11 protein-coding genes are annotated in these 13,351 nt (G+C 37.2%); 3 read left to right on the top strand and 8 right to left on the bottom strand.

Going from position 1 to position 13,351, the window contains the following annotated elements; genetic code table 11:
• Positions 1–369: 369 nt before the first annotated feature.
• Positions 370–867, bottom strand: coding sequence for a GNAT family N-acetyltransferase (locus MKY76_RS18530; RefSeq protein ID WP_279495972.1), 498 nt, complete (start codon positions 865–867; stop codon positions 370–372).
• A 108-nt stretch (positions 868–975) separates the two neighbouring features.
• Between MKY76_RS18530 and MKY76_RS18535 the strand changes: the two genes are divergently transcribed.
• Entirely contained in the window at positions 976–1,554 is a 579-nt protein-coding gene (locus MKY76_RS18535) for a DinB family protein (protein ID WP_279495974.1), read from the top strand.
• Between the two features lie 76 nt (positions 1,555–1,630).
• Here the strand turns inward: MKY76_RS18535 and MKY76_RS18540 are convergent, their stop codons facing one another.
• The 4 genes from MKY76_RS18540 to MKY76_RS18555 form a co-directional block, all read right to left on the bottom strand.
• Positions 1,631–2,551: a DMT family transporter gene (locus MKY76_RS18540; protein ID WP_342556938.1), complete on the bottom strand. Its 921-nt coding sequence runs from the start codon at positions 2,549–2,551 to the stop codon at positions 1,631–1,633.
• A gap of 37 nt (positions 2,552–2,588) precedes the next feature.
• A complete protein-coding gene (locus MKY76_RS18545) occupies positions 2,589–3,875 on the bottom strand; it encodes an McrC family protein (protein ID WP_342556939.1) in 1,287 nt (428 codons plus the stop codon).
• Positions 3,859–5,355, bottom strand: coding sequence for an AAA family ATPase (locus MKY76_RS18550; protein WP_342556940.1), 1,497 nt, complete (start codon positions 5,353–5,355; stop codon positions 3,859–3,861). The genes MKY76_RS18545 and MKY76_RS18550 overlap by 17 nt, the downstream gene beginning before the upstream one ends.
• A gap of 261 nt (positions 5,356–5,616) precedes the next feature.
• A complete protein-coding gene (locus tag MKY76_RS18555; RefSeq protein WP_342557920.1) occupies positions 5,617–6,465 on the bottom strand; it encodes a pyridoxamine kinase in 849 nt (282 codons plus the stop codon).
• A gap of 178 nt (positions 6,466–6,643) precedes the next feature.
• Between MKY76_RS18555 and MKY76_RS18560 the strand changes: the two genes are divergently transcribed.
• Positions 6,644–7,198, top strand: a complete 555-nt coding sequence (locus tag MKY76_RS18560; protein WP_004228177.1) for an ECF transporter S component — start codon at positions 6,644–6,646, stop codon at positions 7,196–7,198.
• 132 nt (positions 7,199–7,330) lie between these two features.
• Complete coding sequence (locus MKY76_RS18565) at positions 7,331–7,771, top strand: cell wall hydrolase (protein WP_004228176.1); 441 nt, start codon at positions 7,331–7,333, stop codon at positions 7,769–7,771.
• A 153-nt stretch (positions 7,772–7,924) separates the two neighbouring features.
• Here the strand turns inward: MKY76_RS18565 and MKY76_RS18570 are convergent, their stop codons facing one another.
• The 3 genes from MKY76_RS18570 to MKY76_RS18580 all read right to left on the bottom strand — a co-directional run bounded on the left by MKY76_RS18570 (position 7,925) and on the right by MKY76_RS18580 (position 13,229).
• Positions 7,925–10,147: a 5'-nucleotidase C-terminal domain-containing protein gene (locus MKY76_RS18570; protein WP_269897724.1), complete on the bottom strand. Its 2,223-nt coding sequence runs from the start codon at positions 10,145–10,147 to the stop codon at positions 7,925–7,927.
• Between the two features lie 200 nt (positions 10,148–10,347).
• Positions 10,348–11,634: an MFS transporter gene (locus MKY76_RS18575; RefSeq protein WP_342556941.1), complete on the bottom strand. Its 1,287-nt coding sequence runs from the start codon at positions 11,632–11,634 to the stop codon at positions 10,348–10,350.
• A 134-nt stretch (positions 11,635–11,768) separates the two neighbouring features.
• Positions 11,769–13,229, bottom strand: coding sequence for an amidase (locus MKY76_RS18580; protein WP_342556942.1), 1,461 nt, complete (start codon positions 13,227–13,229; stop codon positions 11,769–11,771).
• Between the last annotated feature and the right edge of the window lie 122 nt (positions 13,230–13,351).

A 13,351-nucleotide genomic window follows, 5' to 3' on the forward strand; every position in this document is an offset into this window, starting at 1 on the left:
TGACTTAAAGATGCTTCTGCATACCATATATGTAAGAACAAATATGTAGATGGGGGGATTTTATGGAGCTTATATTGACCATTTTTCTCATGCTAGATATTCCCTACAATTACTTTCACCATTCATTCCCCATTATGATTGAATACTTGGGGAATCTTGGATTTTGGCTGGCACTCCCATTATCAGTCCTTACTATCTTGCTAAGTCTATGGTTACTTATAAAAAAAGTGGGCATTGTTAGCTCTTTACTTATTCTTTTTATTACGGGGATTCTTTTATTCCTTGCTTTAATTCCATTGTTCCATTGTTACTCATCCTAATAAATTGAAGCCTTTGAAGATGGAATACTTCAAAGGCTTTTTAGCATTTTTAGAAATACAGCACCATATAATCCTCATCAAAATATTGCTGCCCTATTTTTAAGGCGTTTCGTTCTGTTCCAAAAACGTGAAAACCTAACGATTTGTATAATCCTTTTGCTGATTCATTGGAAGAAACAACTGTTAAATTAATTTGCTCGACGTCTACTAGTGTCTTTGCTTGATTGATGATCTCTACCATTAGTTGTTTTCCTATGCCCAATCCCCGCTTTTTTGTAGAAACATAAACGGCAAAAATACTCGCTTTATGCTTTAGCTTCATTTTATTTGCTTGCACCAATGTCGCCACACCGAGTAAATCCTCCTGGTCAAATGCCCCAAACGTAAATGTTCCCTGTCCTTCGAGCCTACTTGCAAACGACCCAATTGACAAATCCTTTTCTTCCTCGAAGCTAGCGCCAAAAGCTTCTGGATTTGTTTGCAATCCCTCTAATCTTAAATCTCTATATACTTCAGCATCTGCAGCTGTTAATTGTCTAATTTCCATGCCTTTTCCTCCTATCATACTTTTCCTATTTATCGGCCATAACGATTGGCATTTGATGTACTTTTCCAACAGTAATCCTTAAAATGGAAATAAGGGAGCTGAAAATCTATGGAATCTACTAATATGTCAAAACACTTTCTTACATTACATGCACAACGAGCACACTATCTACCAGCTATTCATTCACTTTCACAGGAAGAACTATGGCGTGTAACACGCGAGGGAAAATGGTCCATTGGTGAACACTTTTATCACCTTTATTTGATTCTCAAAATGCTCCACACAGCAACCAAATATTCTTTATTCCTTACGCCTATCGCTAAAATGCGAAGAAACAAGCCATTCTCTACTGAAATACATGATATTTATGAAGAATATCAATCCAAAAAAGGACATGGAATGCGAGCACCCAGTATTTTGATTCCACCTAAGAAAATACGCTTTGTATTAAACAGTTATGATATCGAGCAATTACTTATCAACGAGACACTTGCTTTGCAAAAGTTAGTACAAAATATAGACGAGGATGTTGCAGGGCATATTGTTTTTCCTGATCCCATTGCGCATTATCCTAATCTCATTCAAGCTATTCAGTTGCTGTCTATTCATGAGAGACATCACTTTAATAGGATGGAAGGGCTTTTAGGAGGAAAGAATTTGAAAGGTACAATTAAAGAAATCAAATAGAGCCAATTTGATTTTATGCCCATCATAACTGGCTCTGGATTTTTCAGTGTAGCAACTTTGTCATGGAAAAATTTTATTAGGAAACGCTACGAGCTCTTTGTTCTAGAACTACACTTAAAATTCCAAACAATAACAGTAACAACACACCCATTAACGTAATATTTGACCATTGTAACCGTGTATCGAATAGCTGAAAAAAGAAGGTGAATACAGGAATAAAACACAATGACATCATGACTAAAAATACTTCACAATATTGAATACCCTTCTGTAATAAATACATTGGTATCAACACACCGATGACTGTCATCAATAAAATCCAACCAATGTTTTCAAGCAAATAAGTAAACATGACATCATATGTAGCGATAAATGAAAGCAAAATGATACCATAAAATCTTTTTGATAAAATCATCGAGCTTGTCCATCCTAATTGACTGAGCTGCTTAGAATAGACTGTACATAATACTGCACCAAGTCCACACAATATGCTTGCCCCGACTCCTAAAATACTTGATTGATCCCATGTTTGTACAGCCGATTTCCCTGTAAAAATAGCACCAATCAGTAATAAACTAGCTGCAAATATGCCAATTGCAATACCCCACTGTGCATTTATCACTCGTTTTTTCTGCTGTATCGCAAGTAGCAATGCAAACAATGGACCTAGTCCCATTTCAAGAGAGCTCACTATCGCTGGTTCAATATATTTTAATGCAAAGTAAAACCCCATAAAGGCTAATATGGAAGCACCGTTTAACTTCCATAAAGATGATCGTGCCTCTTTCCAGCAGGGCTCTATCTTTTGCTTACTTGTGATTAATTGAAAGAAGACAGTCGTAAGAAAAAAACTAATACCGGTGAAGAGAAATGGATGCACTGCTTGTACACGGTTCGAGTAATACACTTGGCTAATAGACGTTAAAATGGCTGACACTAGTAAACTTATTACCCCTATTGCATATAGATGACGTTTATTTTCAACTATAACTCCCATAGATTCCCCCCTGATAGCATGTCTACTCATATGTTTACTATTGCGTTGCTAGAGTAAATTTTTTTACTAGTTTCTCCAAACTGTCCTCTACATGGTGACAGTCGACGAAGAACACCCTCACCTCGGCACTTTGATCCCCTTCATTTGTGTTAAAATAAATTTCTTTCATTTGTTCAACTTCCGTATTCAATGGATAAAGGAGCCATATTTCTTTAGCATGATATTTTTTAGCATACGCATACATTTGATACATATCGGCCTGTGAAATGCCATAGTTATTGTGTGGCGTGTTACTTAGCATTTTCCATTTTGTATCTAAAATAATTTTGCCAGTGCCATTTGTTAATACAATATCTGGTCGTAATGCAAATTTCCCTTGAAATAAATGATAGCCTTTATCCTGTAATTGTACCTGCCACGCTGTATCACTTAGTAGCTTTTTCAGATGAAAGCCAATATAAGACTCAAAAACTTTTTCCATTGGAAATAATAAGGCTTTAGCAAATGAATGTCCTGAAAAAGTTGTAAAGCTTTCATTATTTAAAAAAATTTTAGACCATTGCATAATCGTTTCATAATCTTTTAAGTTACGATCAATCTTTACCTGGGAAAAATCCTTATTGTAGTTTTTGGATTGCTCAATGGGTTCAAAGTGTATGAGTTGCTTACGAATTTCATTTATATTGTCATTGCTAGTAGATTGTTTCAACAAATAAAGCAATGTAGCCTTGATTAACCGATTTTCCGCTCGATTCATTCCAAACTCATCATAGCGTGTATAGAAACGTTGTCGATGAACTAGGTTATATTTTAATTGCTGTGAGAATACCATTTTTCCTTTGTATACATTTAAGTTATCCTCCATCGCATAATACGATGATTTAAGTCCTTTTTTAATCAATTTTTGTACTTCTTCAATGTACAATCGAATGAACATTTCCAATAACGACATATGATCTGTACGAAGACTAGTCTCATTAAAGGTTTTGCTAGGAAATTCTTGTAACGACTTAAGCATTTTCAAAAATGTTTTTTTAGGGTCAATGGCTGTTTTTCCATATATTTTTGGCAAAATTTGAATTTGTGTACCATTTTTCAATTGCACAATACCAACATAATTTTTTGCACGAATGACCTTTCCAACATGCCGCTTTGTGGAAACAGAGAAAAAATCGTATGCATCCACATCTTCCATATCATTACAGTTCAAAATCATATTTTCAAGCTGCTCGAAAGAATCATTGTCTAAGTATACATACTCATCTTTAAAAGCTTGATTGCATGTCAGGATATCGTATTCCTTTATTTCAATTAACTTCTTCATTCTCGACCCTTCCATATATGCCGATATAGCTTAAAGGTTCCTCGAATGCACTTGCTTGAAGATGGAATTTCGTTTCTGGGAGGTCTATATCAATGGCTCGACCAAATAATCCTTTTATACTTAATTTCTCATCCAAAATAAATCGATATTGCTGGGGTTTTAAATGATCTCCTAACACTAACTGAATCTTACTATAATCTTCATAAAAATATTCTTGGAGAAGTGGAATAATCGCATTCTTAAAAATATTAGCTAGATTTTCTAATGAACTGTCTTCTTTTAAGCTCATAAAATAGGCATGACCAATAGTATGTTCACGATCATACAGTGCTTCAATACGAGCGTTCATAACTTCCATTAGACGTTGAATATGGATATGCCCAACTTTTATATCAGCTACTGCATTCAAATTTGGCAGCATTTCAATAAAGTCAAAGCGTCTTCTCAGTGCTGTATCCATCAGTGCAATCGAACGATCTGCTGTATTCATCGTTCCCAGCAAATAGACATTTTGAGGGACACCAAAATCCTTTTTAGAATATGGAAGCTTCACATGCATTTCTTCTAGTGCTCCAATTCTTTTTGTCGGTTCAATTAATGTAATAAGTTCACCAAAAATCTTCGATATATTGCCTCGATTAATTTCATCGATAATAAAGACATAATTATTACTGTTTTCTTCCACATCGATTTGATTATTTTGCGAGTATTTTAAAATTAAATTATTCACATCATTGATTGATAGTCGCCAAAGCTCATAAATGGTTTGCTGCACTAAGTTCGTTTTGCCATTTAGCTCATAAATATTTTCATAGATATCCGTGGCAATCCACTCTACTTCACGACTTCTTTTAAAATCTTCCTCTGCCTCTAACCATTCAGGCTCTCCTGTGATAATACCAATTGCATCAATATGCTTTTGATCTCCTAAAGAAAAGACGATATCGCCAACACTCATTCCCTCATAGAAATAGTACAAGGTATCTGAAGGATATTCCCCATCCTCAATAAAATCAGTACCTTCCTCATCCCAGCCTATACGAATTTGATTGTCCTTAAAGCATTCTTCTTTCAGCCAATTCTTGCCACTGCCTCCTAAAGAAATCTTCCAAACTTTTTTATTTCCTTCCATCACCTGATCATGAGCAGTTAATTTTAATTGCTGCGCTTGCTCACAAAATTCTTTAAACACGCCTGATTCAATTTTATATTGAATGCTCTCTTCTGCTTCATCGTTTAAAACAGGCTTAATTCCCTCGATAAACTCTTCATATCCATATGATTGATGAAAAGTAACGAATCGAATCTGACCTTGCTTTTTATACGTAAGATAACGTTCAAAAACATCTTGATACGCTTCTGCGCAAATCGCCATAAATTCTTTATTCTCAATAATACTAACCGCGTAGTTCACCGTATTATAAGTTTTTCCTGTTCCTGGTGGACCGTACAGGATGGTATTGATATTGCATTGACTCATTTTTGGGGAATCCTCCTCTAAACTTCATATTTTTGGCAAACTTATATTGCTGAGGTGCCTTCTTTCAAGGAATTTATTCCCATAATAATACCATAAAATCACTCTAATTTTACTAGTTTTTTTATAAAATCACCCTATTTATCTAATAAAATCATCCTAGACTATTTAATTTTCCTTCAACAAAAAAATCCGTAAAGGTCAATATGAATCTGACATTTACGAATTTTTTATCACTATTACTTATTATGGGCTTATTAACGTTTACAGCAGCATACGTAAAAACTTTTCAAAATGCACGCCAGCCTCACGAGGTACTTGCTCCTTCGAAGTAGCTTCAATTGCAGCGGCTAAAAATGTTTCTGCTAGTTTCATTGACTCCATTAAATCTTGTCCACGCATCATGCCGCCCATCATGATGGATGCGAAGAGGTCGCCTGTGCCTGAATAGCTCTCACCATTATAGTTGCGGATACTATGAAAAGACCGCTCAGAATCGACAAACATATTCCCAACATAACGCTTGGCCGTATCACCTGCTGGGGGATTCAAACCAGTAATAATGACGTTTGCTCCAGTTTCTTGCTGTAACTGCTGACCTGCTTCCTTAAGGGCATGAATATAATCTGTATCATTTTGATAGCTCAATAGCCTTTCATAGGATAAACCTGTAAGCAAGCAACATTCCGTAACATTTGGCGTAATAATATCAGCACACTTTACTAACGCTTTCATACGATCAAGCAATTCACCAGTAAACATCTTATAGACCTCACCATGATCGCCCATTACTGGATCGACAAGCAACGTCGTCTTATTTGAGTGAAACACGTCTAAAAAGCGAAATATATTATCGATTTGCTCCTTACCTGTAACAAAGCCTGTATGAATACCATCAAAGGTAGCTCCAAGCTTACTCCACTCGTCTATAAAAGAGTCCATCTTTGACGTTAAATCTTCACAATAAAAGCTTGAATATCCTGTTTGTGCCGTTAAAATAGCTGTTGGTAGTGGGACTGCTTGCACACCCATCACAGAGAGTACAGGCATCGCAGCCGTCAATGAGCACTTTCCAAAGGACGACATATCTTGAATTACAGCAACTTTTTTCATCATACATTCCACCTAACTCATCCTGCTTTTACTCTCCCCATCGTATCACAATTAGAAAGATGCGAAAATAACCTCAAACTGACCCTTAACTTTTTTATGAAATTGACACTTTTACAATAGTCAGTCCTTTGTTAAAGTAAAAATCATCAAAATATTTATCATAGTGAGGAAGAGACAAATGCAAAATATACAAAGGCCAACATCCTATACAAAATCACGTACAAAAACATTTGATTTAGTCATTACAGCCATTTTAGCAGCACTTGTTTTCGTTGCTACAATGTTTATCAATCTTAAGCTACCGATTGGGCAAGGGGGCCTTATCCACTTAGGAACATCTATGCTGTTTATCTCCGCTATTTTATTCGGGCCTAAAAAAGGAGCACTTGCTGGAGCTATTGGAATGGGTTTATTCGATATCGTAGGTGGCTGGTTAATTTGGGCACCCACAACCATTATTTCACGCGCATTACAAGGCTTTATTGTCGGTAAAATTGCTTGGTCAAAAGGACATAAAGGTGATAATCTTGGGCTGAATATTTTAGGAGCAGTAGTATCAATGCCCGTGATGATCGCTGTTTACTATGTTGGGCAAGCCATTATGTTCAACAGCTGGATTGCCCCGCTGGCATCCATTCCTGGGGACGTCATTCAAAACATCGTAGGCTTAGTTATCGCCATCCCAGTATGTGTTGTACTGAAAAAAACGCCATACTTCAAAAATAATTTTTAATGAAAATACACCATCTTGCTGTTGAACAGTAAAGATGGTGTTTTTTATGGAGTGATATACAAAAACAACGAATTTCAAGATAAAGTGAAACTAGCCTTGTTCTTTTTCATACTATAAGGTGGAGGTGGAAAAATGCCAAGAGTAAAATACCGTGATGCAGACGTTGCTTTAATGGCAAGGATGATGAGAGCAGAAGCAGAGGGTGAAGGTCAACAAGGTATGCTTTACGTGGGCAATGTCATTGTGAATCGTGCAGTGGCGTCCTGTTTAGACTTCAATGATGTAAGAACGATTGAGCAGGTTATTTACCAGGTACAAGGCGGAAACTATTCTTTCGAAGCTGTTCAAAAAGGCAATATGTTTTACCAACGAGCAAGAGAAACGGAAAAAAGATTAGCGAAACAAAACTTAGATTTCTGGCGAGAACATCCAGCAAAATACGCACTCTGGTACTTCAATCCATATGCACCATGTCCCCCAACATGGTATGGTCAGCCGTTTACAGGACAATTTAAGAATCATTGCTTTTATGAACCTGCTCCAGATACTTGTGCTAGTGTATATATGGGATAAGGTTTTTTGACTTTTAATAACCTACATTCACAAGTTTAATAACGCTCTACTACAATGACAAAGCCCAACGTGTTAATTGACTAAAAATCGCCGTATGTAAAGAGGCTGAAGGAATAGATGCAAATCTAGTTTCCTTCAGCTTTATGCTAGCTCTTATTTTTTAATCGTTACATATTTGCTATAAACATACCCCGATTTATTATTATAAGATATCTTATACCAGCCTTGTATTTCCTCTAAAATTGTAATTTCGGTATTCTTTGAAATTGTCCCATATACTTTTCCTGAGTTCGATGGCTTTGAACGAACATTTAAGTGGTAAGCCGTAACAATCCCTTTAAGTGATTCTGACTGAGTAATAGTTGGCTTCGATTTGTCTGGTGTTGTCTTACTTGGATTCACCGGTTTTTCTACTGGCTCATCTTTAGGTTTATTCAATGCTTTTACCAGCTTTTGATAAAATTCACCTGACGTTTTTACCCCAGTAAATTGGCTAGCATCTACTTTTGCTTTTGTTGCTAGCATTTTTATTTCTTCTTCTGTAATCAAAGCTTTGACATTAATAGATGCTATATTTGTATATTTACCATCTTCCGTTGTAGGAATGGCTAAAATATCTTTATTGATTAATTCAACAACAGCAGCACGTGCAGGCGATTTCATATCGACACCAACGATTTTCCAGTTATGCTGGATCACTGGCTCATACACACCGTTCATCTCTTCTTTTAGATATCGAATGGCTAGATTACGGATTGTACCGCCTGTTTCTCCATAGGCACTTTCTTCTTTAGAAGACCAAATCATATTAAACTTACGCCCTTCAAGTGCCTGACCTTTTGATACAAGAAAATCCATCCGATAAGAGTTCATACCAAGCTTTAAGTTGTCTTCTAGCTTAATCGGGGTACCATCTAATTTGCGTAGATTTTTTATTCTGTTACCTGGCTGCTCAGTTAAATCGATGTCATATTTTACATTTCCGAAATAATCATTCGTACTATATTTAGAGGAACGACGCGTTTTATCAAAACTAATCGTCACATCTCCATCTCGTGTGCTATTAAAATAGCCAACTGCCCATTCCATATAATCTTTTAAATCTTTGCCCGTTACTTCATAAACTGATACTTCTCCACCAGCAAATTGATAATTATAGGCGATATCCTTTTTCTTAATAGGACCTACATCCAATGAAGCTTTGTCATTATCAATCTGATGTGCTACCACATCTGCCTTACTATAATGTAGCATGACCTCATGGAAAAAATCTGATAAAGGTGTTTCTTGGATGTGTACAGCTGGTATACCCTTAATTTCATTTTTGGGAACAAGATTTGTTCCTTTAAGCTGTGCTACTTCGATATTAGCATCTTCACGTGCATACTCATGGTATGGCTTCAACGTTTTTTCTAGGTCTTTATCCGATTCAACAAAGGTCCCGTCTTCATTCTTTACAGGAATAGTTGAAGCATCTTTTTCTTTAAGCAACAATTTCTCGCCTTGGCGAGTAAATGTTAAATCAATTCGTGAAATATGTGTTCCATATTTATTAGGCTCTGTTATAAAAACACCGTTCACTTCTTCTTTATTTATCAGTACATGATTGTGTCCTGCAAAAATAGCAGCTAGTTCTGGTACGGCATTAGCCATTTCCTTCACACCCGTTCCTGGAACACCATTTTCATTTTCCAATCCCATATGCATAAGGCCAATCATGACATCTACTTTACCCTCTAATTCCTTAACTGCCTTTTTAGTCTCTTCTATCGGGTTTTTGACAACTAAACCATCAAGATGATTTGTCCCCTTCTCATACTCTGTAATCAAAGGTGTTACCATGCCAATAACCCCGATTTTAACCCCTTCACGCTCAATAATTGTATATGCAGGTAAATAGCGTTCGCCATTTTCTTTATAAACGTTCCCAGCAAGTCTTGCTCCATTAAATTGACTGGAAACTTTATCTAATACATCCAAACCAAAATTAAACTCGTGATTACCATATGTCCAAGCTTCATAGCCCATTTCATTAACAGCCACCATCATTGGTGACTGCGGCTGGTCATTAAACAATTCTGCAGAATTATCCTGTATTAAATCTCCATTTTCCAATAGGATGGTATTCGGATGATCTTTACGGATATCTTTAATAATTGTATATAATTGCGTTAAACTTCCTGTGAGATTTGGTCCATCCACTGCGTAATCCCAAGGCATAGAGCGGCCATGAATATCTGACGTAGCCAGGAGTGTAATATGAATATCTTTCTCTTCCTCTTGTGCATTGACAGGCGTTTGTGTAAAGACAATTCCTGTTGCCAGAATCAATACAGCCATACTTAGTATTGTTATAACTTGTTTCAATTGATTCATTTCCTAGTTTTCTCCCTTTTTATTCTGAATTTTAAGATTCCTAATCAGTGTAGCATTTATGGAGATGTCTAACCAGGTAAAATCTATCATAAAAGTAATATTGTTTCATAAATTTAACAGATATTAGCGTGATTAAAGAGGAAAAAGCAATAGAAAATCGATATTCAACAAAAGTTTTACTCCCGTCCAATATCCCTATTTTAATAGGATTTATTTGATTCATCTGGATATGCTAGAGCCACTCTCACACGTTTTTCCTTTAATAACAGGACTCCCATCAAACCAATGAAGGAGAATATAACAGGCGAAATGAAGCCATAGTAGTACCCATCACTTACATTGCCTGTGGCAGCTTGAAAGTAATCTAAAATATACCCAAAAATAATGGGTAGCAATGCGGCACTTAGAAAGCCCCCTGTATTGGCAAACCCAGAAACAATGCCTGATTCATTTAAAGGGAAAGTTTGACGAACTGCCGCAAAGGTTAAAGCACTTGCACCATAGCCAAAGCCGATGATAAAGAACAGGACAATGAGCATGAAAATGGACGGATGCCCTTTCAATAAAAGAAAGGCAAACCAACTCGCTAAAACCGCAATATGCACAACAATATAGGGTCTCTTAATTGTACCTAAACAGCCAGCAATCCAGCTCATTAAAGGTGCTCCTATTAGTGCTCCGACTAGACCAATCATAATTAGCTGACTAGCCTCTGACCGTGACATCTCATACATATTGATCCCATATGGTACTGCCCACGAGCTAATAAAGCCAACATACCCGCCAACAACGCCAAAATGACAAAAAAATAAAGCCCATGCTTGCCTGCTTGAAAATATTCTTCGTAATAATCTGGAGCTTTTTTCACGTTGTATTTCTTCAGTTATGAAGGCTGGTTCCTTTGAAAAGATGCGTTTTGTGTTTTGTACGAGCACAAAATAAAGAAGTACACCACATAAGCATAGTAAAAGTCCTGTAGAGAAAAAGGTGATTCGCCAACCTAATAAAAGAATCAATGTAGCAAAAGGCACTGTTGCCAATAAGAAGCCTAAGCTCCCTATCATACCTGCAAAGCCAATTAATCGGACAAACTCCTTTTTATGAAACCATTGTGCCAAAATAAGTACCATATTCACCCATATGGTCGCATCTCCTACACCAGTAAGCATTCTAGAAAAGAATAGAATGAATTCATGTGTACCTAGACTGTAAAGAATGGTTCCTATACCTGTAAGGATGGCACCAATGATGAGGAAAAGGTTTGGCCCAAATCGGTCAGCTAAAATCCCCATCGGAATTTGCAAACTCGTGTACACAAAAAATTGAATACTCGTCAATAAGCCAATTGTCGAAGCCGTTACCCCAAAATCCTCCATCAATTGATCTGTAATTAACCCTGGAGCAGTTCGCTGACTTGCCATTAACAAATAGGTAAACAATACAGCAACAAACACAATCCATCTGTACTTATGTTGTTGTTTGTCCAATAATCACTACTCCTATTAGCTTTTATCTTATGTATATGAGTTCGAGGTCAGGATAAAACCTGCTTTTAAGGAAGCTTGAAAATTACGACCGCAAAAAAACGCACCTAGTCTCTACTAAGTGCGTTCATGCTATATTATACTGCTGGCTGAGGCTGTTCACTGACATGTACTGCTGGTTGTCGGTCTTTCCAAGGCATGGCTTCCTCTAGCTGTCTACCTAGCTGTAATAACGTCAATTCATCTGCAAATTTACCTGTCATTTGTAGACCAATTGGTAGACCTGATTTACTTTCGGCTAAAGGCAATGATATGGAGGGCTGACCTGTAGCATTGAATAAATTTGTAAACGGTGCATACGTGAAAATTTGCTCTGTCCATTCAACAGCCGAAATGTTAGGATTGTTGGCATTTAATTCACCAATTTTAGCAGGAAGTGTGCCAATAGTTGGACTCAATAAAATATCATAGTCTTCAAAGAAGCCTGCAACTTGACGTGAAACGACTGCATTTGTATGAATAGCTTCCAATAAATCAGCCGCCTTTAATTGACCACCGTATTCATAGCATTTCCAAATGGCCGCTTCAATATAGTCTGGAGAAACTGCTTTACCAGTTCCCGCTGCAGCCCCCTGAATCATGTGATAAATATTCGCTGTCCAAATAGCAACCGTCGCTTTTGTAAATGATGCTTGTTCATATTTCGGACGCGCTTCTACTACCTCGTGTCCTAGCTCCTTTAAAACTTGAACTGTTTTATGAACTGCTTCTATACATTCCGGATCGACAAATGCCCCAGAATTTGTTTCAGTTGTCCAAGCAATTTTTAGTGGGCGCACTGTTTCCTGGATAAGTTGTCCATACGGTGCATGTGTTACTTCTAATTTGGAATAGCTCCCTAAGTCCGGGCCTGCTACTTGATCCAATAAAACAGCTGTATCACGAATTGTACGCGTCACAGCGAACTCAATGGCAATACCATTTAAAGGCTCGCTATTGAATGGACCAGCTGGAACTCTTCCCCGTGTTGGCTTTAATCCCACTAACCCACTACAGGAAGCGGGGATACGAATAGAACCTCCGCCATCATTAGCATGAGCGATTGGCACTATACCACTTGCCACAGCGGCTGCTGACCCTCCACTCGAACCGCCTGGACTATGAGTTAAATTCCACGGATTGCGCGTTGCACCATAAATAACTGCTTCAGTCGCTGCATTATAGCCAAACTCAGGTGTTGTCGTAGTACCTGCTAAAATCAAACCAGCCCTTCTAAAGCGCGCCATTAATTCACTATCGACGGGTATAACCGTCTTTTCTCCAATACGACTCCCCATACTATGCGGAACACCCTCTGCATGTAGCACAAGCTCTTTAATTAAAAACGGAACACCTGCAAACGGCGCATTTTCATCAACCTTCTCAATTGCTTTGTCAGCCTGCTCTTCTAACACACTAACAACTGCATTAATGGATGGATTGACTCTTTTTATTCCTTCTAACGCTAGCTCCTTTAACTCCTGTGGTGTTACCTCCTTTGATTTTACTAGCTCTGCCAACCCAATACCGTCATAGGATGCATACTCTTGTAAATTCATATCATCACCTCGTATAGTAGTAATCTTGCAACTATAATGTACTGAATATTCTAAATTTAAGATACTACCCGAAAGGATAATTCTGTTTTAAGTAGAATATAAATGCATAATAGAGAAATGAG

Origin of the sequence: Lysinibacillus sp. FSL P4-0201, assembly GCF_038593425.1 — a bacterium.
In the GTDB taxonomy this organism is placed as follows: Bacteria; Bacillota; Bacilli; order Bacillales_A; family Planococcaceae; genus Lysinibacillus; species Lysinibacillus capsici.